Annotated in this window: 24 protein-coding genes; 15 read left to right on the top strand and 9 right to left on the bottom strand. The window is 71.8% G+C overall.

From position 1 onward, the window contains the following. Nucleotides 1–177 precede the first annotated feature (177 nt). The 11 genes from uvrC to ACZ6EJ_RS17490 all read left to right on the top strand — a co-directional run bounded on the left by uvrC (nt 178) and on the right by ACZ6EJ_RS17490 (nt 12,506). A complete protein-coding gene (uvrC, locus tag ACZ6EJ_RS17540; protein WP_469268007.1) occupies nt 178–2,235 on the top strand; it encodes an excinuclease ABC subunit UvrC in 2,058 nt (685 codons plus the stop codon). Continuing rightward, nucleotides 2,232–3,236 (top strand): RNase adapter RapZ, encoded by a 1,005-nt coding sequence (gene rapZ, locus ACZ6EJ_RS17535; protein ID WP_469268006.1) that lies wholly within the window; start codon nt 2,232–2,234, stop codon nt 3,234–3,236. The genes uvrC and rapZ overlap by 4 nt, the downstream gene beginning before the upstream one ends. Beyond that, nucleotides 3,233–4,267: a gluconeogenesis factor YvcK family protein gene (locus ACZ6EJ_RS17530; protein ID WP_469268004.1), complete on the top strand. Its 1,035-nt coding sequence runs from the start codon at nt 3,233–3,235 to the stop codon at nt 4,265–4,267. Before rapZ ends, ACZ6EJ_RS17530 begins: the two co-directional genes overlap by 4 nt. Then, complete coding sequence (gene whiA, locus ACZ6EJ_RS17525; RefSeq protein ID WP_030078784.1) at nt 4,258–5,247, top strand: DNA-binding protein WhiA; 990 nt, start codon at nt 4,258–4,260, stop codon at nt 5,245–5,247. Before ACZ6EJ_RS17530 ends, whiA begins: the two co-directional genes overlap by 10 nt. 221 nt (nt 5,248–5,468) lie before the next feature. After that, entirely contained in the window at nt 5,469–6,479 is a 1,011-nt protein-coding gene (gene gap / locus ACZ6EJ_RS17520; protein ID WP_469268002.1) for a type I glyceraldehyde-3-phosphate dehydrogenase, read from the top strand. A gap of 168 nt (nt 6,480–6,647) precedes the next feature. Continuing rightward, nucleotides 6,648–7,859, top strand: a complete 1,212-nt coding sequence (locus ACZ6EJ_RS17515) for a phosphoglycerate kinase (RefSeq protein WP_469268000.1) — start codon at nt 6,648–6,650, stop codon at nt 7,857–7,859. Between the two features lie 6 nt (nt 7,860–7,865). Next, nucleotides 7,866–8,654 (top strand): triose-phosphate isomerase, encoded by a 789-nt coding sequence (tpiA, locus tag ACZ6EJ_RS17510; protein WP_469267999.1) that lies wholly within the window; start codon nt 7,866–7,868, stop codon nt 8,652–8,654. A 115-nt stretch (nt 8,655–8,769) separates the two neighbouring features. Next, entirely contained in the window at nt 8,770–9,006 is a 237-nt protein-coding gene (gene secG / locus ACZ6EJ_RS17505) for a preprotein translocase subunit SecG (RefSeq protein WP_469267998.1), read from the top strand. Between the two features lie 107 nt (nt 9,007–9,113). Beyond that, nucleotides 9,114–9,449 carry an RNA polymerase-binding protein RbpA gene (locus ACZ6EJ_RS17500; RefSeq protein ID WP_124267685.1) on the top strand — a complete coding sequence of 112 codons (336 nt, stop codon included), beginning with the start codon at nt 9,114–9,116 and terminating at the stop codon, nt 9,447–9,449. Nucleotides 9,450–9,618: 169 nt separating this feature from the next. Beyond that, nucleotides 9,619–11,283 carry a glucose-6-phosphate isomerase gene (gene pgi / locus ACZ6EJ_RS17495; RefSeq protein ID WP_469267997.1) on the top strand — a complete coding sequence of 555 codons (1,665 nt, stop codon included), beginning with the start codon at nt 9,619–9,621 and terminating at the stop codon, nt 11,281–11,283. Nucleotides 11,284–11,666: 383 nt separating this feature from the next. Then, nucleotides 11,667–12,506 (top strand): poly-gamma-glutamate hydrolase family protein, encoded by an 840-nt coding sequence (locus ACZ6EJ_RS17490; protein ID WP_469267996.1) that lies wholly within the window; start codon nt 11,667–11,669, stop codon nt 12,504–12,506. A gap of 18 nt (nt 12,507–12,524) precedes the next feature. Here ACZ6EJ_RS17490 and ACZ6EJ_RS17485 read toward each other — a convergent pair whose 3' ends face one another. The 6 genes from ACZ6EJ_RS17485 to tkt form a co-directional block, all read right to left on the bottom strand. Continuing rightward, nucleotides 12,525–12,887 carry a VOC family protein gene (locus ACZ6EJ_RS17485; RefSeq protein WP_469267995.1) on the bottom strand — a complete coding sequence of 121 codons (363 nt, stop codon included), beginning with the start codon at nt 12,885–12,887 and terminating at the stop codon, nt 12,525–12,527. 150 nt (nt 12,888–13,037) lie between these two features. After that, complete coding sequence (pgl, locus tag ACZ6EJ_RS17480; RefSeq protein ID WP_469267994.1) at nt 13,038–13,820, bottom strand: 6-phosphogluconolactonase; 783 nt, start codon at nt 13,818–13,820, stop codon at nt 13,038–13,040. Next, on the bottom strand, nt 13,817–14,854 hold the full coding sequence (gene opcA / locus ACZ6EJ_RS17475) for a glucose-6-phosphate dehydrogenase assembly protein OpcA (RefSeq protein WP_469267993.1): 1,038 nt from the start codon (nt 14,852–14,854) through the stop codon (nt 13,817–13,819). The genes pgl and opcA overlap by 4 nt, the downstream gene beginning before the upstream one ends. After that, the gene (zwf, locus tag ACZ6EJ_RS17470; protein WP_469267992.1) at nt 14,851–16,383 is read right to left on the bottom strand and encodes a glucose-6-phosphate dehydrogenase; all 1,533 of its coding nucleotides are present in this window, start codon (nt 16,381–16,383) and stop codon (nt 14,851–14,853) included. Before zwf ends, opcA begins: the two co-directional genes overlap by 4 nt. A gap of 5 nt (nt 16,384–16,388) precedes the next feature. Continuing rightward, complete coding sequence (gene tal, locus ACZ6EJ_RS17465) at nt 16,389–17,507, bottom strand: transaldolase (RefSeq protein WP_469267991.1); 1,119 nt, start codon at nt 17,505–17,507, stop codon at nt 16,389–16,391. Nucleotides 17,508–17,541: 34 nt separating this feature from the next. Then, the gene (gene tkt / locus ACZ6EJ_RS17460; RefSeq protein WP_469267990.1) at nt 17,542–19,629 is read right to left on the bottom strand and encodes a transketolase; all 2,088 of its coding nucleotides are present in this window, start codon (nt 19,627–19,629) and stop codon (nt 17,542–17,544) included. Between the two features lie 282 nt (nt 19,630–19,911). Between tkt and ACZ6EJ_RS17455 the strand changes: the two genes are divergently transcribed. Continuing rightward, nucleotides 19,912–20,865, top strand: a complete 954-nt coding sequence (locus ACZ6EJ_RS17455) for a heme o synthase (protein WP_469267989.1) — start codon at nt 19,912–19,914, stop codon at nt 20,863–20,865. 95 nt (nt 20,866–20,960) lie between these two features. After that, nucleotides 20,961–21,338, top strand: coding sequence for a hypothetical protein (locus ACZ6EJ_RS17450; RefSeq protein ID WP_469267988.1), 378 nt, complete (start codon nt 20,961–20,963; stop codon nt 21,336–21,338). 271 nt (nt 21,339–21,609) lie between these two features. Here ACZ6EJ_RS17450 and ACZ6EJ_RS17445 read toward each other — a convergent pair whose 3' ends face one another. From ACZ6EJ_RS17445 to ACZ6EJ_RS17435, 3 genes are all read right to left on the bottom strand, one after another. Next, on the bottom strand, nt 21,610–22,593 hold the full coding sequence (locus ACZ6EJ_RS17445; protein ID WP_469267987.1) for a COX15/CtaA family protein: 984 nt from the start codon (nt 22,591–22,593) through the stop codon (nt 21,610–21,612). Nucleotides 22,594–22,679: 86 nt separating this feature from the next. Continuing rightward, nucleotides 22,680–23,447 carry an ABC transporter permease gene (locus ACZ6EJ_RS17440; RefSeq protein ID WP_469267986.1) on the bottom strand — a complete coding sequence of 256 codons (768 nt, stop codon included), beginning with the start codon at nt 23,445–23,447 and terminating at the stop codon, nt 22,680–22,682. Beyond that, on the bottom strand, nt 23,444–24,370 hold the full coding sequence (locus tag ACZ6EJ_RS17435; RefSeq protein ID WP_469267985.1) for an ABC transporter ATP-binding protein: 927 nt from the start codon (nt 24,368–24,370) through the stop codon (nt 23,444–23,446). Before ACZ6EJ_RS17435 ends, ACZ6EJ_RS17440 begins: the two co-directional genes overlap by 4 nt. Before the next feature lie 136 nt (nt 24,371–24,506). Here ACZ6EJ_RS17435 and ACZ6EJ_RS17430 point away from each other — a divergent pair, with 136 nt between their 5' ends. Both ACZ6EJ_RS17430 and sufB read left to right on the top strand, forming a co-directional pair. After that, the gene (locus ACZ6EJ_RS17430; RefSeq protein WP_469267984.1) at nt 24,507–25,250 is read left to right on the top strand and encodes a helix-turn-helix transcriptional regulator; all 744 of its coding nucleotides are present in this window, start codon (nt 24,507–24,509) and stop codon (nt 25,248–25,250) included. Beyond that, nucleotides 25,247–26,668, top strand: a complete 1,422-nt coding sequence (gene sufB, locus ACZ6EJ_RS17425) for a Fe-S cluster assembly protein SufB (RefSeq protein WP_469267983.1) — start codon at nt 25,247–25,249, stop codon at nt 26,666–26,668. The genes ACZ6EJ_RS17430 and sufB overlap by 4 nt, the downstream gene beginning before the upstream one ends. Nucleotides 26,669–26,757 lie beyond the last annotated feature (89 nt).

Raw genomic sequence — 26,757 nt, 5'->3', positions numbered from 1 at the left:
ATTCCCTCCCGCACGCCCCCGCTTCCCCCCCCCCCCTCCCCCCTCCCTCCCCCCCCCCCCCCCCCCCCCCCCCCCCCCCCCCCCCCCCCCCCCCCCCCCCCCCCCCCCCCCCCCCCCCCCCCCCCCCCCCCGGCCGAGGAGGACGCGCTGTCAGTGCCCGCAAGTAGGGTGTGAGGCATGGCAGACCCCTCCAGCTACCGTCCCAGGCCGGGAGAGATCCCCGACTCCCCGGGGGTCTACAGGTTCCGCGACGAGCACCGCCGGGTGATCTACGTCGGGAAGGCCAAGAACCTCCGCCAGCGCCTGGCCAACTACTTCCAGGACCTCGCGGGCCTCCACCCGCGCACGCGCACCATGGTCACCACCGCCGCCTCCGTCGAGTGGACGGTCGTGTCCACCGAGGTAGAGGCGCTCCAGCTCGAGTACTCCTGGATCAAGGAGTACGACCCCCGGTTCAACGTCAAGTACCGCGACGACAAGAGCTACCCCTACCTCGCGGTCACGCTGAACGAGGAGTTCCCCCGCGTCCAGGTCATGCGCGGCGCCAAGAAGAAGGGCGTGCGCTACTTCGGACCGTACGGCCACGCCTGGGCGATCCGCGAGACGGTCGACCTGATGCTGCGCGTCTTCCCCGTGCGCACCTGCTCCGCGGGCGTCTTCAAGAACGCCGCGCGCACCGGCCGCCCCTGCCTCCTCGGCTACATCGGCAAGTGCTCGGCCCCCTGCGTCGGCCGGGTCACCCCCGAGGAGCACCGCGAGCTGGCCGACGACTTCTGCGACTTCATGGCCGGACGCACCGGCGCCTACATCCGCCGCCTGGAGCAGGACATGGCGCAGGCGGCCGAGGACATGGAGTACGAGCGCGCCGCCCGCCTCCGCGACGACGCCGGGGCGCTCAGGCGGGCCATGGAGAAGAGCGCCGTCGTCCTCGCGGACGCCACCGACGCCGATCTGATCGCCGTCGCGGAGGACGAGCTGGAGGCGGCCGTCCAGATCTTCCACGTACGCGGCGGCCGGGTGCGCGGCCAGCGCGGCTGGGTCACCGACAAGGTCGAGGCGGTCGACACCTCCGGCCTCGTCGAACACGCCCTCCAGCAGTTGTACGGGGAGGAGCGGGGCGACGCCGTCCCCAAGGAGGTCCTGGTCCCGGCGCTGCCCGAGGACGCCGAGGCGGTCTCCCAGTGGCTCGCCGAGCGCCGGGGCGCCCAGGTCAGCCTGCGCATCCCGCAGCGCGGCGACAAGAAGGACCTCATGGCCACGGTCCAGCGCAACGCCCAGCAGGCGCTCGGCCTGCACAAGACCAAGCGCGCCTCCGACCTGACCACCCGCTCCCGCGCCCTGGAGGAGATCGCCGAGGCGCTGGGCCTGGACACCGCCCCGCTGCGCATCGAGTGCTACGACATCTCCCACCTCCAGGGCGACGACGTGGTGGCCTCCATGGTCGTCTTCGAGGACGGCCTCGCCCGCAAGAGCGAGTACCGCCGCTTCCAGATCAAGGGGTTCGAGGGCCAGGACGACGTCCGCTCGATGCACGAGGTGATCGGCCGCCGCTTCAAGCGCTACCTCCAGGACAAGGAGCGCACGGGGGAGTGGGAGCAGACCCCCGACGCCGCCCCCGGCGCCCCGGCCGCCGTGGACCCCCTGGCCGCCACCGGCCCGGCGGTGAGCGGTCCCGCCCCCGCCGACGACGGTGAGCCCCGCGAGGACGACGGCCGGCCCAAGCGGTTCGCCTACCCGCCCCAGCTCGTCGTCGTCGACGGCGGGCAGCCCCAGGTCGCCGCGGCCCGCCGCGCCCTGGACGAGCTGGGCATCGACGACATCGCCGTCTGCGGCCTCGCCAAGCGCCTGGAGGAGGTCTGGCTCCCCGGCGACGACGACCCGGTCGTCCTGCCCCGCACCAGTGAGGGCCTCTACCTCCTCCAGCGCATCCGCGACGAGGCCCACCGCTTCGCCCTCGCCTACCAGCGCGCCAAGCGGGCCAAGCGCCTGCGCCGCAGCCCCCTGGACGACGTGGCCGGCCTCGGCGAGACCCGGAAGCAGGCGCTGATCAAGCACTTCGGCTCGGTGAAGAAGCTCCGGCAGGCGACAATCGACGACATCTGCGAGATCCCTGGAATAGGGCGCAGGACGGCGGAATCGGTGGCCGCGGCCCTCGCCTCGGCCGCCCCTGCGGCGCCCGCCGTGAACACGGCCACAGGAGAGATCATGGAAGAGGACGACGGGGGCACCGCATGACCGAGCACACGCACGACAGCGCCCAGCGCACCGGCTCCACGCCCGGCGCAGCGGCACGGGACGACCAGGACACCCGCCCAGACCGAGCAGACGGAGCAGCAGACGTGAGTACGAGCACCCCGAGCGAGACGGGTGAGGCGGCCATCCCCGAGCTGGTGATCATCTCCGGGATGTCGGGCGCCGGGCGCAGCACCGCCGCCAAGTGCCTGGAGGACCTCGGCTGGTTCGTCGTCGACAACCTGCCCCCCGCGCTGATCCCCACCATGGTCGAGCTGGGCGCCCGCTCGCAGGGCAACGTGGCCCGGATCGCCGTCGTCGTCGACGTGCGCGGCCGGCGCTTCTTCGACAACCTCCGCGAGTCGCTCGCGGACCTGGAGGCCAAGCACGTCACCCGGCGGATCGTCTTCCTGGAGTCGTCCGACGACGCCCTGGTGCGCCGCTTCGAGTCCGTGCGCCGCCCCCACCCCCTCCAGGGCGACGGCCGCATCGTCGACGGCATCGCCGCCGAGCGCGACCTGCTGCGGGAGCTGCGCGGCGACGCCGACCTGGTGATCGACACCTCCAGCCTCAACGTCCACGAGCTGCGCGCCAAGATGGACGCCCAGTTCGCGGGCGAGTCGGAGCCGGAGCTGCGGGCCACGGTGATGTCCTTCGGCTACAAGTACGGCCTGCCCGTCGACGCCGACCTCGTCGTCGACTGCCGCTTCCTGCCCAACCCCCACTGGGTCCCCGAGCTGCGCCCCTTCACCGGCCTGAACGAGGAGGTCTCCGACTACGTCTTCGACCAGCCGGGCGCCAAGGAGTTCCTCAACCAGTACACCGAGCTGCTCCAGCTCATCGCCGCCGGCTACCGCCGCGAGGGCAAGCGCTACGTCACCATCGCGGTGGGCTGCACGGGCGGCAAGCACCGCTCGGTCGCCATGTCGGAGAAGCTCTCGGCCCGTCTCGCCGCCGAGGGCGTCGAGACCGTCCTCGTCCACCGGGACATGGGGCGAGAGTGACCGGACGCAACCTGCGGATGCGCCGGCTGAGCCGCGCCACCTCGGCGCTCTCCGGCCGCAAACGCGGTGCACAGCCCAAGGTCGTCGCGCTCGGCGGCGGCATGGGTCTCTCGGCGTCCCTGACGGCGCTGCGCCGGATCACCGGCGACCTCACGGCCGTGGTCACCGTCGCCGACGACGGCGGCTCCAGCGGCCGGCTGCGCGAGGAGCTGGGCGTCCTGCCCCCCGGCGACCTGCGCAAGGCGCTCGCCGCGCTGTGCGGCGACGACGACTGGGGCCGCACCTGGTCGCGGGTCATCCAGCACCGCTTCGAGTCCAAGGGCGACCTGCACGACCACGCGGTCGGCAATCTGCTCATCGTGGCCCTGTGGGAGCAGCTCGGCGACCACGTCCAGGCGCTCGACCTCGTCGGCAAGCTGCTCGGCGCGCAGGGCCGGGTGCTGCCCATGTCGGCCGTGCCGCTGGAGCTCCAGGCGCTGGTGCGGGGCCACGACCCCGAGCTGCCCGACGCGATCGTCACCGTGCGCGGCCAGGCCACGGTGGCGCTCACTCCGGGCGAGGTGCAGTCCGTGCACGTCGTCCCGCCCGACCCGCCGGCCGTCCCGGAAGCCGTCGAGGCGGTCCTGGACGCAGACTGGGTGGTGCTCGGGCCCGGCTCCTGGTTCTCCTCGGTCATCCCGCACCTGCTCGTGCCCGAGCTGCTCGACGCCCTGGTCACCACGAAGGCCCGCAAGGTCCTCTCGCTGAACCTCGCTCCGCAGCCCGGTGAAACAGAAGGCTTCTCACCGCAGCGTCATGTGGAGGTTTTGGGACGACACGCCCCTAAACTCGCCTTGGACGTGGTGCTGGCCGACGAGGCCGCCGTGCCCGACCGCGCGTCGCTCGCCGATGCCGCGAAACGGCTCGGAGCCGCGGTCGAGCTGGCGCCGGTGGCTTCGCCCGACGGCGTTCCGGTCCATGATCAGGAGCTGTTGGCCGCCGCGTACGACCGTATTTTTCGGATGCATGGAAGGATCGGCCCATGGCGATGACGCCAGCGGTGAAGAACGAAATCTCTCATCTTCCCGTCACCCGGACCTGCTGCAGGAAGGCGGAGGTCTCGGCGATCCTTCGGTTCGCGGGCGGGCTGCACCTGGTGAGCGGCCGGATCGTGATCGAGGCCGAGCTGGACACGGGGAACGCGGCCCGCCGGCTCAAGCGCGACATCCTGGAGATCTTCGGGCACAGCTCGGAGCTGATCGTGATGGCCCCCGGCGGACTGCGCCGGGGCTCGCGCTATGTCGTACGGGTGGTGGCGGGCGGCGACCAGTTGGCCCGACAGACCGGTCTGGTGGACGGCCGCGGCCGCCCCATCCGCGGCCTCCCGCCGCAGGTGGTCTCGGGGGCCACCTGCGACGCGGAGGCCGCCTGGCGCGGAGCCTTCCTGGCCCACGGTTCGCTCACCGAGCCGGGCCGCTCCTCCTCGCTGGAGGTGACCTGCCCCGGTCCGGAGGCCGCGCTGGCCCTGGTCGGCGCGGCCCGCAGACTCTCCATCGCGGCCAAGGCCCGCGAGGTGCGCGGGGTGGACCGCGTCGTCGTCCGCGACGGTGATGCGATCGGCGCCCTGTTGACCCGTCTCGGGGCCCACGACGCGGTGCTCGCCTGGGAGGAGCGCCGGATGCGGCGCGAGGTCCGCGCCACGGCCAACCGGCTCGCCAACTTCGACGACGCGAACCTGCGCCGCTCGGCCCGCGCGGCCGTCGCCGCCGGGGCCCGCGTGGGGCGGGCGCTGGAGATCCTCGGCGAGGAGGTCCCCGAGCACCTCGCGGCCGCGGGCCGGCTGCGGATGGAGCACAAGCAGGCATCCCTGGAGGAGCTGGGCGCGCTCGCCGACCCGCCGCTGACCAAGGACGCGGTCGCGGGCCGCATCCGCCGCCTGCTGGCCATGGCCGACAAGCGGGCCCAGGACCTGGGCATTCCGGGCACGGAGTCCACCCTCAGCGACGAGCTGGCCGACGGCCTGGTGGGCTGAGGCGGCGGCCGGGCGGCGGTTCGGCGGCCCGGCCCCCGCGCGGAGCGGAGGCCCGTACTCCTACTGGTGGGTACGGGCCTTCCGCCGTATCCGGTGGTGTGCACCGCCTCCGTCGATGTCACCCCGGAGCCCTGGGAGATGTAGGGTCGGAAGCGGTCGGGGACATCCCTATACATCTCGCCGGCGTCGAAAACCGGCGTACCTAACGAGGAGATCGGTTCGTGACGATCCGCGTAGGCATCAACGGCTTCGGCCGCATCGGCCGCAACTACTTCCGCGCGCTGCTGGAGCAGGGTGCGGACATCGAGATCGTGGCTGTCAACGACCTGGGTGACACTGCGACCACGGCCCACCTGCTGAAGTACGACACCATTCTCGGCCGCCTCAAAGCAGAGGTGAGCCACACCGCCGACACCATCACGGTCGACGGCCGCACCATCAAGGTGCTCTCCGAGCGCAACCCGGCCGACATCCCCTGGGGTGAGCTGGGCGTCGACATCGTCATCGAGTCGACCGGCATCTTCACCAAGAAGGCCGACGCCGAGAAGCACATCGCCGGCGGCGCGAAGAAGGTCCTCATCTCGGCTCCGGCCAAGGAAGAGGACATCACCATCGTGATGGGCGTCAACCAGGACAAGTACGACCCGGCCCAGCACCACGTCATCTCCAACGCCTCCTGCACCACCAACTGCGTGGCGCCGATGGCCAAGGTCCTCGACGAGAACTTCGGCATCGTCAAGGGCCTGATGACGACGGTCCACGCGTACACCAACGACCAGCGGATCCTGGACTTCCCGCACTCGGACCTGCGCCGCGCCCGCGCCGCCGCCGAGAACATCATCCCCACCACCACCGGCGCCGCCAAGGCCACGGCCCTGGTCCTCCCGCAGCTCAAGGGCAAGCTCGACGGCATCGCGATGCGCGTCCCGGTCCCGACCGGCTCCGCCACCGACCTCGTCGTGACCCTCTCCCGCGAGGTCACCAAGGACGAGGTCAACGCCGCGTTCAAGAAGGCCGCCGACGACGGCGACCTCAAGGGCTTCCTGACGTACACCGAGGACCCGATCGTCTCCTCGGACATCGTCGGCGACCCGTCGTCCTGCACCTTCGACTCCTCCCTGACCATGGTCCAGGAGGGCACCTCGGTGAAGATCCTCGGCTGGTACGACAACGAGTGGGGCTACTCCAACCGCCTCGTCGACCTCACGGTCTTCGTCGGCGAACAGCTCTGATCCTCGGATCGCAGGCAGACACGTTGTGAGTCAAGGGGCTCGACCGGCGCAGCGCGGCGCGGGTCGAGCCCCTTGGGCCGTGTCGGCGCACCGCCGCCACGCGGCCGGCGGTGCGCCGGCAGGCCCTAACATGCTCATTCGTCCTTGCAAGGAGTAACGGAAGACCAGATGAAGACGATCGACGAACTTCTCGCCGAAGGGGTCGCGGGCAAGCGGGTATTCGTCCGCGCCGACCTCAACGTGCCGCTGGACGGCACCACCATCACCGACGACGGCCGCATCCGCGCCGTCGTGCCGACGGTCGCCAAGCTCGCGGAGGCCGGCGCACGCGTCGTCGTCGCCTCGCACCTCGGCCGCCCCAAGGGCGCCCCGGACCCGGCCTTCTCCCTTGCCCCCGCCGCCGCGCGGCTGGGCGAACTCCTCGGCGGCGAGGTCGCGTTCGCCACCGACACGGTGGGCGACTCCGCCCGCGACACCGTCGCCGCCCTGCGCGACGGCCAGGTCGCCGTCATCGAGAACCTCCGCTTCAATCCGGGCGAGACCTCCAAGGACGACGCCGAGCGCGGCGCCTTCGCCGACCAGCTCGCGCGGCTCGCCGACGTCTACGTGGGGGACGGCTTCGGCGCGGTGCACCGCAAGCACGCCTCCGTGTACGACCTCCCGGCCCGGCTGCCGCACTACGCCGGCTACCTCATCGCCACCGAGGTCGGCGTCCTGAAGAAGCTCACCACCGATGTGCGCCGGCCCTACGTCGTCGTCCTCGGCGGCGCCAAGGTCTCCGACAAGCTCGGCGTCATCGACCACCTGCTGGAGAAGGCCGACCGCATCCTGATCGGCGGCGGCATGGCGTACACCTTCCTCAAGGCCCAGGGCCACGAGGTCGGCATCTCGCTGCTCCAGGAGGACCAGGTCCCGGTCGTCCAGGACTACCTCAAGCGGGCCGAGGCGCGCGGCGTGGAGTTCGTGCTCCCCGTCGACGTCCTGGTCGCGGGCGAGTTCCCGGACCTGAAGACGAAGGCCCCGGCCCACCCCCGCACGGTCGCCGCCGACGCCATCCCGGCCGACCAGGAGGGCCTGGACATCGGCCCCGAGACCAGCACGCTCTACGCATCCAAGCTCGCCGACGCGGCCACCGTCTTCTGGAACGGCCCGATGGGCGTCTTCGAGCACCCCGACTACGCCGAGGGCACCCGCGCGGTCGCCCAGGCGCTCGTCGACTCCCCGGCGTTCAGCGTCGTCGGCGGCGGCGACTCCGCCGCGGCCGTCCGCATCCTGGGCTTCGACGAGAATGCTTTCGGACACATCTCGACCGGTGGCGGCGCGAGCCTCGAATACCTCGAGGGCAAGACGCTTCCCGGCCTCGCCGCACTGGAGGACTGACCTTTCATGACCGCTTCCGCTCAAGTCCGCACCCCGCTGATGGCGGGCAACTGGAAGATGAACCTCAACCACCTCGAGGCCATCGCCCACGTCCAGAAGCTCGCCTTCGCGCTGTCCGACAAGGACTACGAGGACGTCGAGGTCGCCGTCCTGCCGCCCTTCACCGACCTGCGTACCGTGCAGACCCTCGTCGAGGGCGACAAGCTGCGGATCAAGTACGGCGCCCAGGACATCTCGGCGCACGACTCCGGCGCGTACACCGGTGAGATCTCCGGCCCCATGCTCGCCAAGCTCCGCTGCACCTACGTGGCCGTCGGCCACAGCGAGCGCCGCCAGTACCACGGCGAGAGCGACGAGATCTGCAACGCCAAGGTGAAGGCCGCCTTCAAGCACGGCCTGACCCCGATCCTCTGCGTCGGCGAGGGCCTGGACGTCCGCAAGGCCGGCGAGCAGGTCCCCCACACGCTCGCCCAGCTCGACGGCGCGCTCAAGGGCGTCCCGGCCGAGCAGGCCGCGTCCATCGTGATCGCCTACGAGCCGGTCTGGGCCATCGGGACCGGCGAGGTCGCCACCCCCGAGGACGCCCAGGAAGTCTGCGGAGCCATCCGCGGCCGGCTGGCCGAGCTGTACTCCCAGGAGGTGGCCGACGCCGTCCGCATCCAGTACGGCGGCTCGGTGAAGTCCGGCAACGTGGCGGCCATCATGGCCCAGCCCGACGTGGACGGCGCGCTGATCGGCGGCGCCGCGCTCGACGCCGACGAGTTCGTCAAGATCGTCCGCTTCCGCGACCAGTGAGTATGCGGTAGCGCCGATCCGGCGTACCCTTGCGGGGGCCGAAGGGGTTACCGCCCTTCGGCCCCCCGTTTATCTGCAGGCAGTAGTCAAGAATTCCGGAAAGTAGGGACCAGCCGTGGTTTTGGCGTTCCAGATCGCTCTGATCGTCTTCAGCCTGCTGCTGATGCTGCTGGTGCTCATGCACAAGGGCAAGGGCGGCGGCCTCTCCGACATGTTCGGCGGCGGAATGCAGTCCTCCGTCGGTGGTTCCTCGGTCGCCGAGCGCAACCTCGACCGCATCACCGTGGTGGTCGGCCTGATCTGGTTCGCGTGCATCGTCGTGCTCGGTCTGCTCGTCAAGCTGGACGGCTGACCCGTCGTCCGCGTCCCGGTGACGGTGTAACTCCTTGCACTGGACGCGCGTTGGGCCTTACGTAGACTGGGGCATCCTCGAGCACCATCACGCAGGGAGTTACGACCGTGGCAAGTGGCAACGCGATCCGGGGAAGCCGGGTCGGAGCGGGGCCGATGGGTGAGGCCGAGCGGGGCGAGTCCGCTCCGCGCCTGCGCATCTCCTTCTGGTGCTCCAACGGGCACGAGACCCAGCCCAGCTTCGCCCATGACGCGCAGGTGCCGGACACCTGGGACTGCCCGCGCTGCGGCTTCCCGGCCGGTCAGGACCGGGACAGCCCGCCCGACCCGCCCCGCACCGAGCCGTACAAGACGCACCTGGCGTACGTACGCGAGCGGCGCAGCGACGCCGACGGCGAGGCGATCCTGGCCGAGGCGCTGGCCAAGCTCCGCGGCGAGATCTGAGGACCGCCCGCACCACGCAGTCGTTCACCGGCCGGACACCCCACGGGTGTCCGGCCGGACCTCGTCGCGGCGCGACCGTCCGCGACCACGCCGCTCGTCCCCTCGATCAATTAGGTTGGAGGAGCAGCGGGGATGCGTAGGTACGAGAAGAAGTGGGCTGATATCCCGGATGAACGCAGCAAGCCGAACCAAGCTGAACCAGACGCCCGAGTGGACGGCTCTCGACCGGCACCGCGAGGAGCTGGGCGCGACCCATCTGCGCGAGCTGTTCGCACAGCAGCCGGACCGCGGCGCCGCCTACACGCTCAGGGTCGGAGACCTCTCCGTCGACTACTCCAAGAACCTGGTCACCGACGAGACGCTGCGCCTGTTGCGCGAGCTGGCCGCCGCGACCGGCGTCGGGGAGCTGCGGGACGCCATGTTCCGCGGCGAGAAGATCAACACCACCGAGGACCGGGCCGTCCTGCACACCGCGCTCCGCGCCCCGCGCGACGCGGTGATCGAGGTCGACGGCGAGAACGTGGTCCCCGGCGTCCACGCCGTCCTGGACAAGATGGCCGCCTTCGCCGACAAGGTCAGGGCGGGGGAGTGGACCGGCCACACCGGCCGCCCCATCAAGAACATCGTCAACATCGGCATCGGCGGCTCCGACCTCGGCCCCGCCATGGCGTACGAGGTGCTGCGCTCCTACACGGACCGCGCCCTCACCCTCCGCTTCGTCTCCAACGTGGACGGCGCCGACCTGCACGAGGCCGTCCGCGACCTCGACCCGGCCGAGACGCTCTTCGTCATCGCCTCGAAGACGTTCACCACGATCGAGACCATCACCAACGCCACCTCCGCCCGCGACTGGCTGCTCACCGGACTGAGGGCCGGCCAGGACGCCGTAGCCCGGCACTTCGTCGCGCTGTCGACCAACGCCGAGAAGGTCGAGGAGTTCGGCATCGACACGGCGAACATGTTCGCCTTCTGGGACTGGGTCGGCGGCCGCTACTCCTTCGACTCCGCGATCGGGCTCTCGCTGATGGTCGCCGTCGGACCGGACCGGTTCCGCGAGATGCTCGACGGCTTCCACCTCGTCGACGAGCACTTCCGCACCGCCCCCGCCGAGGAGAACGTCCCGCTCCTGCTCGGCCTGCTCGGCGTCTGGTACGGGGCCTTCTTCGACGCCCAGTCGCACGCGGTGCTGCCCTACAGCCACTACCTGTCCAAGTTCACCGCCTACCTCCAGCAGCTCGACATGGAGTCCAACGGCAAGTCCGTGGACCGCGACGGCGACCCCGTCCAGTGGCAGACCGGACCGGTGGTCTGGGGCACGCCCGGCACCAACGGGCAGCACGCTTACTTCCAGCTCCTCCACCAGGGCACCAGGATGGTCCCGGCGGACTTCATCGGCTTCGCCGCCCCGGTCCACGACCTGCTGCCCGGACTCATCGGCCAGCACGACCTGCTGATGGCCAACTTCTTCGCCCAGACCCAGGCCCTCGCCTTCGGCCGGACGGCCGACGAGGTCCGCGCGGAGGGCGTCCCCGAGGCGCTGGTGGCGCACAAGACGTTCCCCGGCAACCACCCGACCACCACGATCCTCGCCGACCGGCTGACCCCCTCGGTCCTCGGCCAGCTCATCGCGCTCTACGAGCACAAGGTCTTCGTCCAGGGCGCCGTCTGGAACATCGACTCCTTCGACCAGTGGGGCGTCGAGCTGGGCAAGGTCCTCGCCAAGCGCATCGAGCCGCTCCTGACGGAGGCCGACGGCGAGAGCGCGGACGCCGAGGGCCTCGACAGCTCCACCGCCTCCCTGATCGCCGCCTACCGCGCGCTGCGGGGGCGCTGAGCCGACGACGGGGGCACCGTACGGCTGCGCCCGCCGCGCGACACGCTCGGCGGGCGGGCCATCGGATGGTGGCGGGCCCGGTGGCCGCCGCCGACCGCTGTGCCCGTCGTACCGCTCGCCCCCGTCGCCCCGTGGCTGCTGCCGACCGCCGCGTCCGGCGCCGCGGCGGTGGCGGCGGCGCGACCCTCGCCCCGGTGCTTGCGGGGGCCGTGCTCGCCTCCGCCCCGCTCCGGGGCGCGCTCGGCCGCGCGGTGGCCCTCGCGCTGGGCGCGTACCGGGGGCGCGGGCTCGCGGGCCGTCGGCCGGTGACGCGCGGTCGGCCGTGTCGTACGGCACGACGGGCCCCCTGGGCAGGCGGGCCGGGATCGGGGACGATGATGATCATGACGACCGCCAGCCGCCGCACGCTCCTCACCGCCCTCGCCACCGCCGCCGTCAGCGGCCCGATCCTGGGCTCGCTCACCGCTGCCGACGCCCACGCCACCGACGACCTGGACGTCTACGCCTCCAACACCGACCTCTACCGGAAGCTCGCCGGGCAGGAGGGCGTGGAGTTCGCCCGCCGCTACCGCAGACACGCCTACGAGGACCACTCGCTCCCGCAGAGACACCCCTACCACCGCACCACCGTGATGGCCCTGCACGGCGGCGGCATCGAGACGGGCACCTCGGAACTCTGCCTCGCCGTCGCCGGCTACCACCCGGCGACGCTGGAACCCCTCCAGGACGGCCACGGGGTCCTCGACTACTGGATGTTCGAGGGGCTGCGCTCCTCGGGCAACCGCGACCTGCACGTCACCTCCAAGAACTGCGACGACCACGTGGCCCTCTCCATGGCCGCGAGCAGCCTCGACGTCCTGAGCCTGCACGGCTGTACGGCCGCCCAGGCGGGCACCGTGCCGCAGGCCGTGGTCGTCGGGGGGCTGAACACCCGCTTCAGGACCCTGCTCAAGGCCGAGTTCGACGCGATCGGCCTCGCCTGGCGGGACGGGGACGAGACGCCCGACCTGGGCGGCGTCAACCCCGCCAACCCGTGCAACCGCACCATGCTGGCCAAGGGCGGCCAGTTGGAGCTGACCACGGAGCTGCGCGCCGCCATGTTCACCGTCAACACCCGCGCGGGCCGGGCCGGCAGCACCACCCCGGTCTTCGACCGCTTCGTCGGCGCCTGCCGCGCCGCGATCACCAAGCTGGAGCAGGGCGCGGACCAGGTGATCCTCTGACCTCCCGAGGCGGCCCGCTCAGCCGCCGTGCGTCGTGTCGATGACGCAGAAGCGATTGCCCTCCGGGTCCGCGAGCACGACGAAGTCGGGGTCTGGAGGGTAGCGGTCCCAGGCCACCCGGACCGCGCCGAGCCCGACCAGCCGTTCCACCTCGGCCTGTCGGGCGTCGGAGCAGAGGTCGAGGTGGACGCGGGGCGCCTCCTGCACGGGGGTGTCGCTGCGCCCCAGCGACAACCCGACGCCGGGCCCCCGCACCGGGACCAGCACCACCCAGTCGTCCGTCCCCGGCTCGCGCTCGGTGTACGTGAGCGCCGCCTTCCAGAAGGCGGCGGCCCGCCGTACGTCGGACGCGCCCAGCACCACGGTTCCGATGTGCACCATGGGGAGAGCCTGGCACGCGGGGGCGGGGCCGGACGGGTCCCTCGGCCGCGTCACGGCGACCGGGCGCCGGAGTAGGGCCGGGGGAGTGCCTTCCACGCCGCAGGCCCGGCCCGCTCGGAGGAGCGGACCGGGCCTGCGGGGCGTGCCCTCTCAGGGAGAGGCGGGCGGGTACAGCGCACGCGGCAGTCGCGAGGCCGCCGCGGCGTCCAGCAGCCACAGCGTCCGCTCGCGCCCGTACGCGCCGGCGGCCGGGGCCTGGATCTCCCCGGCCCCGGACAGCGCGATGGCCGCGGCCTCCGCCTTGTCCTCGCCCGCCGCCAGCAGCCACACCTCGCGCGCGGCCCGGATCGCGGGCAGGGTGAGGGAGACGCGGACCGGCGGCGGCTTGGGCGCTCCGCGCACCCCGACCACCGTGCGGCCGGTCTCCCGTACCGCGGGCGACTCCGGGAAGAGGGAGGCCACATGGGTGTCCGGGCCCACGCCGAGCATCAGCACGTCGAACGCGGGCACCGGCCCGTGGTCCTCCGGCCCCGCGGCGGCGGCCAGCTCGGCAGCGTACCCGGCGGCCGCGTCGTCGACGTCCGTGCCGTACGGGCCGTCGGAGGCGGGCATCGGGTGCACCCGCGCCGGGTCCAGCCCCACCGAGTCGAGCAGCGCCGCACGGGCCTGGGCGACGTTGCGCTCGGGATCGTCCTCGGGCAGGAACCGCTCGTCGCCCCACCACAGGTCCAGCCGCGACCAGTCCACGGCGTCGCGGGCGGGCGTGGCGGCGAGCGCGGCCAGCAGGCCGTTGCCGTTGCGCCCGCCGGTCAGCACGATCGAGGCGTGCCCGCGGGCGGCCTGCGCGTCGACGACCTTCGTGATCAGCCGCGCGGCCGCGGCCTCGGCCATCAGCTCCTTGTCGCGGTGCACGACCAACTGCGGAGGCGTCACTTGGCGGCCGCCTTCTTGGCCGGGGCCTTCTTCGCGGCGGGGGCCTTGGGCTCGTCCCCGTCCGCCTTCTTCCGCTCGTCCTCCACCGGGGCGGTCGGGACGCCGCCGCCCGTGTGGAGGTTGTCGACGCCGAACTTCACCGCGGAGGCGTAGGTGTTGTCCGGATCCAGCCGGCGCAGCTCCTCAGCCAGCAGCTCGGCGGTGTCGCGCCGCTTGAGCGCCACCCCGCGGTCGGGCTGGTCGGGCATGGAGAGCGTGGCCAGCGTGCCGTCCGCCCGGTCGAGGACGATCGCCCCCGACTTCGTCTCCATCCGGACCGCGGTGAGACCGGGCCCCTGGGAGACCGTGCGCTCCACCGGCACGCCGAGCCGTTCCGCGAGCCACATGGCCAGCAGCTCGCAGCTCGGGTTGTCGCTCTCGCCCTCGACGGTCGCGCCGACCACCTCGGCGGGCTGCTGGTCCAGCGAGGCGGCCAGCATCGAGCGCCACGGCGTGATCCGGGTCCAGGCCAGATCGGTGTCGCCGGGGCTGTACGTCGCCGCCCGCACCGCCAGCTCGTCGAGCGGGCGCTCGGCGGAGTAGGTGTCGGTGATCCGGCGCTGGGCGAGCGCCCCGAGCGGGTCCTTCGCCGGGTCGGAGGGCGCGTCCTCGGGCCACCACACCACGACCGGGGCGTCCGGCAGCAGCAGCGGGAGCACCACCGACTGGGCGTGGTTGGCCAGTTCGCCGTGGAGGCGCAGGACGACCGTCTCGCCGGTGCCCGCGTCGGTGCCGACCCGGACCTCCGCGTCGAGCCGGGCGTCGCGCCGGGCGCGCGGCGAGCGGCTGACCCGCTTGATCACCGCGATGATCCGCGAGGGGTGCTCGCGGGAGGCGTCGCCGGCCGACTTGAGCGCGTCGTACGCGTTCTCCTCGTCGGTGACGATGACCAGGGTGAGGACCATGCCGATGGCGGGGGTGCCGATGGCCCGGCGGGCCGAGACCAGCGCCTGGTTGATCTTGCTGGACGTGGTTTCCGTGAGATCGATCTTCATGGCCGCCTCCAGCTCCGTCCGTCGCGTGCGAGCATCTCGTCCGCCTCGGCCGGGCCCCAGGTGCCGGCCGCGTACTTCGCGGGCTTGCCGTGCGTGTCCCAGTACTCCTCGATCGGGTCGAGGATGTTCCAGGAGAGCTCGACCTCCTGGTGGCGGGGGAAGAGGTTGGCGTCGCCGAGCAGGACGTCCAGCAGGAGCCGCTCGTACGCCTCCGGGCTGGACTCCGTGAAGGACTCGCCGTACGCGAAGTCCATCGTGACGTCCCGGACCTCCATCGAGGTGCCGGGGACCTTGGAGCCGAAGCGCACGGTGACGCCCTCGTCCGGCTGGACCCGGATGACCAGCGCGTTGCCGCCCAGCTCCTCGGTGGCGCCGGACTCGAAGGGGAGGTAGGGGGCGCGCTTGAAGACGACCGCGATCTCCGTGACCCGGCGGCCGAGCCGCTTGCCGGTCCGCAGGTAGAACGGCACGCCCGCCCAGCGGCGGTTGTTGATCGTCAGCTTGATCGCCGCGTAGGTGTCGGTCGTCGACTTGGGGTCGATGCCCTCCTCCTCGCAGTAGCCGGGGACCTCCTGGCCGCCCTGCCAGGCGTGCTCGTACTGGGCGCGCACGGTGTGCAGGCCGAGGTCCTCGGGCAGCTCGACCGCGGTGAGCACCTTCAGCTTCTCGGCGACCAGGGCCTTCGGGTGGAAGGAGCCGGGCTCCTCCATCGCGGTGAGCGCCAGGAGTTGGAGCAGGTGGTTCTGGATGACGTCGCGGGCGGCGCCGATGCCGTCGTAGTAGCCGGCCCGGCCGCCGATGCCGATGTCCTCGGCCATCGTGATCTGCACGTGGTCGACGTAGGACCGGTTCCAGACCGGCTCGAACATCGTGTTGGCGAACCGCAGCGCCAGGATGTTCTGGACCGTCTCCTTGCCCAGGTAGTGGTCGATCCGGAAGACCTCGTTGGGCGGGAAGACGGCGTGCACGAGCTGGTTGAGCTCCTGCGCGCTGGCCAGGTCGTGGCCGAACGGCTTCTCGATGACGGCGCGCCGCCAGGAGCCCTCCTTCTGCTCGGCGAGCCCGTGCTTCTTGAGTTGCTCGACGACCTTGGGGAAGAACTTCGGCGGCACCGACAGGTAGAAGGCGTAGTTGCCGCCGGTGCCCTGGGCCTGGTCCAGCTCCTGGATGGTCGCCTTGAGGGTCTCGAACGCCTCGTCGTCGTCGAAGTTGCCCTGGACGAAGCGCATCCCCTGGATGAGCTGCTGCCAGACCTCCTCGCGGAACGGCGTACGGGCGTGCTCCTTGACGGCGTCGTGGACGACCTGGGCGAAGTCCTCGTCCTCCCAGTCGCGGCGCGCGAAGCCGATGAGCGAGAAGCCCGGTGGCAGCAGGCCGCGGTTGGCCAGGTCGTAGACGGCGGGCATCAGCTTTTTACGGGACAAATCGCCCGTGACGCCAAAGATGACCAGGCCCGACGGCCCCGCGATGCGCGGGAGCCGTCGGTCCTGGGCGTCACGGAGCGGGTTGGCTCCGGGAACACCAGACACAGTGGTCAGCCCTTCGAAGGGGCGAGCCGCTTGAGCTCCGCCTCGGTCGACTTGAGCAGGTCGTTCCAGGCCGCCTCGAACTTGTCGACGCCCTCGTCCTCCAGCACCTGTACGACCTCGTCGTAGGAGACGCCGAGCTTCTTGATCGCGTCGAGGTCGGCGCGGGCCCGGTCGTAGCCGCCGGCGACGGTGTTGCCGGAGATCTCGCCGTGGTCGGCCACCGCCTCCAGCGTCGCCTCGGGCATGGTGTTGACCGTGTTGGGCGCCACCAGGTCGTCGACGTACAGGGTGTCCTTCAGGGACGGGTCCTTGACGCCGGTGGAGGCCCACAGCGGGCGCTGCTTGTTGGCCTGCGCCTTGTCCAGCGCGGCCCAGCGGTCGGAGGAGAAGACCTCCTCGTACGCCTCGTACGCCAGGCGCGCGTTGGCCAGCGCCGACTTGCCCTTGGCCGCCTTCGCCTCGTCGGAGCCGATGGCGTCCAGCCGCTTGTCGATCTCGGTGTCCACGCGGGAGACGAAGAACGAGGCGACCGAGTGGATCGTGGAGAGGTCCAGGCCCGCGGCCTTCGCCTTCTCCAGCCCCGCCAGGTAGGCGTCCATGACCGCGCGGTAGCGCTCCAGGGAGAAGATCAGCGTCACGTTGACGCTGATGCCCCGGCCGATCGTCTCGGTGATGGCCGGCAGCCCGGCCTTCGTCGCCGGGATCTTGATCAGCGTGTTCGGCCGGTCGACCAGCCAGGCGAGCTGCTTCGCCTCGGCCACGGTGGCCAGGGTGTTGTGCGCCAGGCGCGGGTCCACCTCGATGGAGACCCGGCCGTCCTGGCCGTCCGTCGCGTCGAAGACCGGGCGCAGGATGTCGGCGGCGTCGCGGACGTCCGCCGTCGTGATCATGCGGATCGCCTCCTCCACGGTGACCTCGCGGGCGGCGAGGTCGGTGAGCTGCTGCTCGTAACCGTCGCCGGAGGAGATCGCCTTCTGGAAGATCGACGGGTTGGTGGTGACGCCGACGACGTGGCTCTGGTCGATCAGCTCCGCGAGGTTGCCGGAGGTGATCCGCTTGCGCGACAGGTCGTCGAGCCAGATCGCCACGCCCTCGTCGGAGAGGCGCTTGAGTGCGTCAGTCATGGGTTGCATCTCCTACTAGTCGTGTATGCCGACGTCAGCGCGCGGCGGCTGCGAGAGATTCCCGCGCGGCGGCGACCACGTGCTCGGGGGTGAAGCCGAACTCCCGGAAGAGCACCTTCGCGTCGGCCGAGGCCCCGAAGTGCTCCAGCGAGACGATCCGCCCGGCGTCGCCCACGTACCGGTACCAGGTCAGGCCGATGCCCGCCTCCACGGCGACCCGCGCCGTGACCGACGGCGGGAGCACACTCTCCTTGTACGCCGGGTCCTGCTCTTCAAACCACTCGACCGAGGGCATCGAGACGACCCGCGTCGGCACGCCGGCCTCCTGGAGCCGCTCGCGCGCCTCGACGGCGAGGTGGACCTCGGAGCCGGTCGCGATGAGCAGCACCTGCGGCTCGCCGCCCTCGGCCTCGAACAGGACGTACCCGCCCTTGGCGGCGTCCTCGTTCGCCTCGTACGTCGGCACGCCCTGCCGGGTGAGCGCCAGGCCGTGCGGAGCGCCCTCGCCGAACACCTTGGTGTGGCGGCGCAGGATCTCGCGCCAGGCGATGGCGGTCTCGTTGGCGTCGGCCGGGCGCACGACGTTCAGGCCCGGAATGGCGCGCAGCGAGGCCAGGTGCTCGACCGGCTGGTGGGTCGGGCCGTCCTCGCCGAGGCCGATCGAGTCGTGCGTCCACACGTACGTCACCGGCAGGTGCATCAGCGCGGAGAGCCGCACCGCGTTGCGCATGTAGTCGGAGAACACCAGGAAGGTGCCGCCGTAGACGCGGGTGTTGCCGTGCAGCGCGATGCCGTTCATCGCGGCGGCCATGGCGTGCTCGCGGATGCCGAAGTGGATCGTCCGGCCGTACGGGTCGGCCTCCGGCAGCGGGTTGCCCGCCGGGAGGAACGACGACGTCTTGTCGATCGTCGTGTTGTTCGAGCCCGCGAGGTCGGCGGAGCCGCCCCACAGCTCGGGCACGACCTCGCCCAGCGCCTGGAGGACCTTGCCGGAGGCCGCGCGGGTGGCCAGGCTCGTGCCCGGCTCGAAGACCGGCAGCTTCTCCTCCCAGCCCTCGGGCAGCTCGCCCGCGGAGATCCGGTCGAAGGCGGCGGCGCGCTCCGGGTTGGCCGTGCGCCACGCGGCGAACGACTTGTCCCACGCGGCGCGGGCCTCGCGGCCCCGGTCCAGGGCCTGGCGGGTGTGGCCGATGACCTCGTCGGAGACCTCGAAGGACCGCTCCGGGTCGAAGCCGAGGACCCGCTTGGTCGCCGCGACCTCGTCGGCGCCGAGCGCCGAGCCGTGCGCCGCCTCGGTGTTCTGGGCGTTCGGGGCGGGCCAGGCGATGATGGAGCGGGCCGCGATGAAGGAGGGGCGCTCGGTCTCGGCCTTGGCCGCCTGGAGCGCCGCGTACAGACCGGCCGGGTCCAGGTCGCCGTTGGGGAGCTGGTCGACGCGCTGGACGTGCCAGCCGTACGCCTCGTACCGCTTGACGGTGTCCTCGGAGACCGCGGTCTCCGTGTCGCCCTCGATGGAGATGTGGTTGTCGTCCCAGAGCAGGACCAGGTTGCCCAGCTTCTGGTGGCCGGCCAGCGACGACGCCTCGGCCGAGATGCCCTCCTGGAGGCAGCCGTCACCCGCGACGACCCACACCATGTGGTCGAAGGGGGAGGCGCCGGGGGCCGCGTCCGGGTCGAAGAGGCCGCGCTCGTAGCGGGCGGCCATCGCCATGCCCACCGCGTTGGCGACGCCCTGGCCCAGCGGGCCGGTCGTCGTCTCGACACCGGTGGTGTGGCCGTACTCGGGGTGGCCCGGAGTCTTGGAACCCCAGCTCCGGAAGGCCTTGAGATCGTCGAGCTCCAGGCCGTAGCCGGCCAGGTAGAGCTGGATGTAGAGCGTCAGGCTGGAGTGGCCCGCGGACAGGACGAACCGGTCGCGGCCGGTCCACTCCGCGTCCGCCGGATCGTGCCGCATCACCTTCTGGAAGAGCGTGTACGCGGCAGGAGCCAGGCTCATCGCCGTGCCCGGATGGCCGTTCCCGACGTTCTGCACGGCGTCGGCGGCGAGGACGCGGGCGGTGTCCACGGCCCGCTGGTCCACCTCGGTCCACTGGAGGTCTGTGGTGGTCGGCTTGGTGCTCACCCTGAGTCAGGGCTCCTCTCCACTGTCGTAAACCGGTGACCGTCACGGCACCGGGCGCTGTCGAGCCTACCTCCGTCGCCAGGTGCGCTTTCCGCGTACTTTCCAGGGTGCGGGCGAGCCGGGAAGTTCGCCTCCCGACGGAAACCTCACGGCCGCACAGCCACCCCCAACACGACCCACCCCCGCGAAGGGCGGCGTATCCCCAACGTCTACAGTGGTCGGGTTCGCGCAAGTCTTCACCGGGCCTCCAGCCCGGAGCTTGCTGGGATTTCTCTGTCAGGGGTGTGCGTGACGGCCGTCGAGTCCCGACCCGCAGGGGTCGCCTTGACTCCCAGCCCAGGGGGCCAACGCCCGTTCGGGGCCCGTGTCAAGGCGTTCGTGGCGCTGACCAAGCCGCGGATCATCGAGCTGTTGCTCATCACCACGGTCCCGGTGATGTTCCTCGCCGCCCAGGGCGTGCCCGACCTGTGGCTCGTCCTGACCACCACCATCGGGGGATACCTCTCCGCCGGCGGCGCCAACGCGCTCAACATGTACATCGACCGGGACATCGACGCGCTGATGGACCGCACGTCGCAGCGCCCGCTCGTCACCGGCATGGTCAGCCCCCGCGAGTGCCTCGTCTTCGGCATCGCCCTCGGGGTCGTCTCGACCGTCTGGTTCGGACTGCTCGTCAACTGGCTCTCCGCGGCCCTCGCGCTGGGCGCGCTCCTCTTCTACGTCGTCGTCTACACGATGCTGCTGAAGCGGCGCACCTCGCAGAACATCGTCTGGGGCGGCATCGCGGGCTGTATGCCGGTGCTCATCGGCTGGTCCGCCGTGACGAACTCGCTCTCCTGGGCCGCCGTCATCCTCTTCGCGGTCATCTTCTTCTGGACGCCGCCGCACTACTGGCCGCTGTCGATGAAGGTCAAGGACGACTACGCCAGGGTCGGCGTCCCGATGCTCCCGGTCATCGCGTCCAACCGGGTGGTCGCCCGCCAGATCGTCCTCTACAGCTGGGTGATGGTCGCGGTCTCGCTGCTGCTCACCCCGCTCGGCTACACCGGCTGGTTCTACACCGCCGTGGCGCTGCTGGCCGGCGGCTTCTGGCTCTGGGAGGCCCACGGGCTGCAGAGCCGGGCCAAGGCCGGGGTGACGGGCGGCAAGCTCAAGGAGATGCGGCTGTTCCACTGGTCGATCAGTTACGTCTCCCTCCTCTTCGTCGCCGTCGCGGTGGATCCCTTCCTCCACTAGCGACGCGGGTGCGCACGCCGACGGGCGGGGCGCGTGGTCCAGGCCACGCTCCCCGCCCGTCGCCCGTTGGTCTACCCGTCGGTAGCATCCTGTCCATGGCAGAGACGGCAGCAGACGCAGCGCAGACGGAACAGACCCCGCGGACGGACGCCAGGAAGACCGCGCGAGCGGAGCGCAGGGCGGCGAGGCTCGCCCGCGAGATCCGCGCCTTCGCCAAGGAGCACGGCGGGGCGGAGGGGCAGGTCGCCTACCTCGGGCAGGCGGGCGCCCGGATCGTCCTGGTCGGCGAGGACGGCGCCTGGGGGGACCTCGTCGCCCCGACGTACGCGGTCGCCGAGAGCGCGGCGCGCACCTCCGGCATCACGGTGCACGAGTCGTTCGACGGGGACTTCGCGGCCAAGGTCCGCACCGGCCCGTACGAGTGGTCCCGGATGGCCGGAATCCAGGTCGGCGGCCCCTCCAACGACCGCTGAACCGGGGAGCGGCGGGCGTACGGAACAGGCCGAGGGGGGGGGGGGGGGGGGCCCCCGCCCCCCCCCCCCCTCCTCTCCTTCCCCTTCCTCTTGGGCCGGCTCCCCCCGCCCCCCCCCCGTCTCTCTTGCCGGTTCCGGGGTGGGGGGACTCCGGGTGGGCCCCCCCCCCAACGACCGCGACCAGGGGGGAGGGCGGGCGGAGGAACCACCCGGAGGGGCGGCGGCCCCCCCCCCCCCCCCCCTCGGCGTGTTCCGCGCGTCCTCGCGCCGGTCAGGCGGCCGCCACCGGCGCCGCCCGCGTCTCGGCGGCGGGGCCGGGCGGCGGGGCGCTCGGGTCGCCGGTGCGCTCGCGCGTACTGAGGACCAGGCGGATGACGGCGATCCACAGCACGGCCGAGCCGAGCATGTGGACGCCGACCAGGATCTCGGGGACGTCGCTGAAGTACTGCACGTACCCGATCGCGCCCTGGGCGAGCAGCACGACCAGCAGGTCGCGGGCGCGGGCACGGGTGTCGCCGGGGGCGTCCACCGCCCGCAGGGCCAGCCACATGGCGATGGCCAGGGCGCAGACCAGCCAGGCGGCGACGGCGTGCACGTGCGCGGCCGCCGACCAGTCCCACGGCATCCGCGGCACGTCGCTGCTGTCCCCGGCGTGCTTGCCGGAGCCGGTCACCGAGGTGCCGAGCACGATCAGCACCACCGAGGCCGCCACGATCGCCCAGGCCAGCCGGCGCACCGGCAGCGGGACCCGCGGCCGGGGCGGTCCGTCGCCCTCGCCGACCCGCACCCAGGTCACCACGGTGAGCGCGAGGAGCGCGTTGGCGAGCAGGAAGTGCCCGGCCACCGTCCACGGGTTCAGGCCCGCCCAGACCGTGATCCCGCCGAGGACCGCGTTCCCCAGCACGACCCAGAACTGGGCCCAGGCCAGCCGGGCCACCTGGCGGCGGCGCGGCTTGAGGCAGCTCACGGCGACGATCGTCCAGCCGACCGCGGCCGACAGCACGTAGGTCAACATGCGGTTGCCGAACTCGATCGCGCCGTGCAGGCCCTGCTCGGGCGTGGCGAACAGGCTGTCGTCGGTGCACTTGGGCCAGGTGTCGCACCCGAGCCCCGAACCGGTGAGCCGGACGGCCCCGCCCGTGACGATGATGAAGACGCTCATCAGGACGGCGGAGAGTGCGGCGCGCTTGACCACCTTGGTGGAGGGCGTCCAGCGCTTGGCGATGGAGGAGATGGGGGTTTCCACGCGGACCATCGTAGGACGGGGCTTGTGCATGATTTCACGAGGGGTGGGTTTCGTACGGGTCGCGGCGAACGTCCCGGCGTGTCCGCCCCGCCGCCTCACTCCCAGCGGAAGAGGCGGGCCGCGGCCCCCAGGCCCAGGACCGCCCAGGCCGCCAGGACCGCGGCGTCTCCCCACGGCAGCGACGCGCCGTGCTGGAGCACGTCGCGCAGGCCCTCGGAGAGCGCGCTGATGGGCAGCAGCCCGAGCACCGACCGCACGGCGTCCGGGAACTTCTCCAGCGGCACGACGACCCCGCCGCCGACCAGCAGCAGCAGGAAGACCAGGTTGGCGGCGGCCAGCGTCGCCTCCGCCTTCAGCGTCCCGGCCATCAGCAGCCCGAGCCCGGAGAAGGCCGCGGTGCCCAGCACCAGCAGCACCAGCACGCTCAGCGGTCCGCCCTGCGGCGACCAGCCCAGCGCGAAGGCGATCGCCGTCAGCAGCGCGATCTGGAGCACCTCGGTGACCAGCACCGACAGCGTCTTCGCCGCCATCAGGGCCCAGCGCGGCAGCGGGGAGGCCCACAGCCGCTTGAGGACCCCGTAGCGGCGCTCGAAACCGGTGGCGATCGCCTGGCCCGTGAAGGCCGTCGACATCACGGCGAGCGCCAGGACGCCGGGCGCGAGGAAGTCCACCGACGCGCCCGCGCCGGTGTCCACGATGTCGACCGCGCTGAACAGCACCAGCAGCAGCGCCGGGATGACCACCGTCAGCAGCAGTTGCTCGCCGTTGCGCAGGAGCATCCGCGTCTCCAGCGACGTCTGCGCGGCGATCATCCGCAGGAGGGGGGCGGCGCCGGGGCGCGGGGCGTACGTACCGGCGCTCATGCGCGCAGCTCCTTGCCGGTCAGTTCGAGGAAGACGTCCTCCAAAGTGCGCCGCTCCACGGAGATGCCCTCGGGCATCACGCCGTGCTGGGCGCACCAGGAGGTCACGGTGGCCAGCAGGTGCGGGTCGATCCGCCCGGTGACGCGGTACGTGCCGGGGAGCGGCTCGGCGGCCTGGGAGCCGTCCGGCAGCGCCCTGGCCAGCGAGTCGAGGTCGAGCCCCGTGGGGCCGGTGAAGCGCAGGGTGTTCTCGGCGCCGCCCCGGCACAGCTCCTCCGGGGCGCCCCGGGCGACGAGCCGGCCCGCGTCGATGATGGCGACGTCGTCGGCGAGGGCTTCGGCCTCGTCCATGAAGTGGGTGGTGAGGACGGTGGAGACCCCGTCGGCGCGCAGCTCGCGCACCAGGTCCCAGGTGGAGCGGCGGGCCTGCGGGTCCAGGCCGGCGGTCGGCTCGTCGAGGAAGACCAGCTCGGGGCGGCCCACCACCGCCAGGGCGAGGGCGAGCCGCTGCTGCTGGCCGCCGGAGAGCCGCCGGTAGGGGGTGCGGCCGCAGCCGCCGAGTCCGAGGCGTTCGATCAGGGCGTCCACGTCCAAGGGGTGGGCGTGCAGCTTCGCCATGTGGCGGAGCATCTCCTCGGCCCGCGCGCCGGAGTAGATCCCACCCGACTGGAGCATCACGCCGACGCGCGGCCGCAGCCGCTCCGCGTCGGCGACCGGGTCGAGCCCGAGGACCCGTACGGCGCCCGCGTCGGGGCGGCGGTAGCCCTCGCACATCTCGACGGTGGTGGTCTTCCCGGCGCCGTTGGGGCCGAGGACGGCGCTGACCGTGCCGGCCCGGACCTCCAGGTCGAGGCCGTCCACCGCGGTCTTGGCGCCGTACCGCTTGACCAGGCCCATGACCTGGACGACGGGCTCGTTCTCCATGGCCGGTAAGTCTAGGCAGCGGCCGCGGAGCGGCGGGGGCCGGGGCCAGATTAGGTGACCCTAAGTGATGAACCGCACCGTAGATCGTTCCGGACCGTGGTTGTCAGAGGCGAACGAATTACGCAACAATGGTGTTGTGAAATACGGCGGACAGGCTCCTCAGGAGGACCTCGCGACCGGTGAGCGCTCGACGCGCAACCGGGTCGCGCGCTCCATCCTGGACCACGGCCCCTCCACCGCCGCCGACCTCGCGGCCCGTGTGGGCCTCACCCAGGCGGCCGTCCGGCGCCACCTGGACGCCCTCCTCGCGGACGACGTCGTGGAGGCCCGCGAGCAGCGGGTCTACGGGACGCGGACGCGCGGCAGGCCCGCCAAGGTGTTCGCCCTGACGGACTGCGGCCGGGACGCCTTCGACCAGTCCTACGACAAGCTCGCCGCCGACGCGCTGCGCTTCATCGCCGACTCCGGCGGGGACGAGGCGGTCGCCGCCTTCGCCCGCGCCCGGATGGCGGCGATGGGCGAGGCGTACCGCTCGGCGGTGGAGGCGGCGGAGCCCGAGGGCCGCACCGAGGCGCTGGCGAGGGCCCTGACCGCCGACGGGTACGCTGCTACGGCCCGCAGCGCGCCGGGCCCGCAGCGGGGCGAGCAGCTCTGCCAGCACCACTGCCCGGTGGCGCATGTCGCCGAGCAGTTCCCACAGCTCTGCGAGGCGGAGACGGAGTTCTTCTCCAGCCTCCTCGGGACCCATGTGCAGCGTCTGGCCACCCTCGCCCACGGCGACGGCGTGTGCACGACGTACGTACCGCGCAGCGGCCCCGCGGCACCCCCCAAGACCACCCATTCAGCATCTGCAAGCACGGCCGGGAGGAACCCCGAATGACGCTCCCCACGGAGACTGCCCACCCTGAGCTCGAGGGTCTGGGTACGTACGAATTCGGCTGGGCCGACTCCGACGCGGCAGGCGCGGCGGCGAAGCGCGGCCTGTCCGAGGCTGTCGTCCGCGACATCTCGGAGAAGAAGAACGAGCCCGAGTGGATGCTGAAGCTGCGGCTCAAGGGCCTCAAGCTCTTCGCCAAGAAGCCCATGCCGAGCTGGGGCTCGGACCTCTCCGGCATCGACTTCGACAACATCAAGTACTTCGTGCGCTCCACGGAGAAGCAGGCGGAGTCCTGGGAGGACCTGCCCGAGGACATCAAGAACACGTACGACAAGCTCGGCATCCCCGAGGCGGAGAAGCAGCGCCTGGTCGCCGGCGTCGCCGCGCAGTACGAGTCCGAGGTCGTGTACCACCAGATCAACGAGGAGCTGGAGGCGCAGGGTGTCATCTTCATGGACACCGACACCGCGCTGAAGGAGCACCCGGAGCTCTTCAAGGAGTACTTCGGCACCGTCATCCCGGTCGGCGACAACAAGTTCGCGTCGCTGAACTCGGCCGTGTGGTCCGGCGGCTCGTTCATCTACGTGCCCAAGGGCGTCCACGTGGAGATCCCGCTCCAGGCCTACTTCCGTATCAACACGGAGAACATGGGCCAGTTCGAGCGGACGCTGATCATCGTCGACGAGGACGCCTACGTCCACTACGTCGAGGGCTGCACCGCCCCGATCTACTCCTCGGACTCGCTGCACAGCGCCGTGGTCGAGATCATCGTGAAGAAGGGCGGCCGCTGCCGCTACACGACGATCCAGAACTGGTCGAACAACGTCTACAACCTGGTCACCAAGCGGGCCGTGGCCTACGAGGGCGCGACCATGGAGTGGGTCGACGGCAACATCGGCTCCAAGGTGACCATGAAGTACCCGGCCGTCTACCTGATGGGCGAGCACGCCAAGGGCGAGACCCTCTCCATCGCCTTCGCGGGCGAGGGCCAGCACCAGGACGCCGGCGCCAAGATGGTCCACATGGCCCCGAACACCTCCTCCAACATCGTCTCCAAGTCGGTGGCGCGAGGCGGCGGCCGCACCTCCTACCGCGGCCTGATCGAGATCGGCGAGGGCGCGCCGGGCGCGAAGTCCAACGTGCTCTGCGACGCGCTGCTCGTCGACACGATCTCGCGCTCGGACACCTACCCGTACGTCGACGTCCGCGAGGACGACGTGTCGATGGGCCACGAGGCGACCGTCTCCAAGGTCTCCGAGGACCAGCTCTTCTACCTCATGAGCCGCGGCCTCACCGAGTTCGAGGCCATGGCGATGATCGTGCGCGGCTTCGTCGAGCCGATCGCGAAGGAGCTGCCCATGGAGTACGCCCTGGAGCTGAACCGGCTGATCGAGCTGCAGATGGAGGGCTCGGTGGGCTGAGGGGCGTCCGGCGGATCCTCACCGGGTCCGCGGCCCGGCACGGCGCCTCGCGGCGTTGCCGGAACGCCCGGATCGCTCCGCGACGAGGG

The sequence above is a fragment of the Streptomyces sp. NPDC041970 genome (assembly GCF_055588985.1).
The sequence above is the reverse complement of the archived record's forward strand: the minus strand, read 5'-3'. Positions and strand labels throughout refer to the sequence as shown.

Excerpts from the sequence above, each read along its gene's own strand:
- opcA (WP_469267993.1), bottom strand. The coding sequence starts at position 14,854 with ATGAAGATCGATCTCACGGAAACCACGTCCAGCAAGATCAACCAGGCG.
- ACZ6EJ_RS17445 (WP_469267987.1), bottom strand. The coding sequence starts at position 22,593 with ATGGTCCGCGTGGAAACCCCCATCTCCTCCATCGCCAAGCGCTGGACG.
- ACZ6EJ_RS17440 (WP_469267986.1), bottom strand. The coding sequence starts at position 23,447 with ATGAGCGCCGGTACGTACGCCCCGCGCCCCGGCGCCGCCCCCCTCCTG.
- rapZ (WP_469268006.1), top strand. The coding sequence starts at position 2,232 with ATGACCGAGCACACGCACGACAGCGCCCAGCGCACCGGCTCCACGCCC.
- pgi (WP_469267997.1), top strand. The coding sequence starts at position 9,619 with ATGAACGCAGCAAGCCGAACCAAGCTGAACCAGACGCCCGAGTGGACG.
- tpiA (WP_469267999.1), top strand. The coding sequence starts at position 7,866 with ATGACCGCTTCCGCTCAAGTCCGCACCCCGCTGATGGCGGGCAACTGG.
- ACZ6EJ_RS17435 (WP_469267985.1), bottom strand. The coding sequence starts at position 24,370 with ATGGAGAACGAGCCCGTCGTCCAGGTCATGGGCCTGGTCAAGCGGTAC.
- ACZ6EJ_RS17450 (WP_469267988.1), top strand. The coding sequence starts at position 20,961 with ATGGCAGAGACGGCAGCAGACGCAGCGCAGACGGAACAGACCCCGCGG.
- uvrC (WP_469268007.1), top strand. The coding sequence starts at position 178 with ATGGCAGACCCCTCCAGCTACCGTCCCAGGCCGGGAGAGATCCCCGAC.
- sufB (WP_469267983.1), top strand. The coding sequence starts at position 25,247 with ATGACGCTCCCCACGGAGACTGCCCACCCTGAGCTCGAGGGTCTGGGT.
- ACZ6EJ_RS17490 (WP_469267996.1), top strand. The coding sequence starts at position 11,667 with ATGACGACCGCCAGCCGCCGCACGCTCCTCACCGCCCTCGCCACCGCC.
- ACZ6EJ_RS17485 (WP_469267995.1), bottom strand. The coding sequence starts at position 12,887 with ATGGTGCACATCGGAACCGTGGTGCTGGGCGCGTCCGACGTACGGCGG.
- whiA (WP_030078784.1), top strand. The coding sequence starts at position 4,258 with ATGGCGATGACGCCAGCGGTGAAGAACGAAATCTCTCATCTTCCCGTC.
- ACZ6EJ_RS17515 (WP_469268000.1), top strand. The coding sequence starts at position 6,648 with ATGAAGACGATCGACGAACTTCTCGCCGAAGGGGTCGCGGGCAAGCGG.
- tal (WP_469267991.1), bottom strand. The coding sequence starts at position 17,507 with ATGACTGACGCACTCAAGCGCCTCTCCGACGAGGGCGTGGCGATCTGG.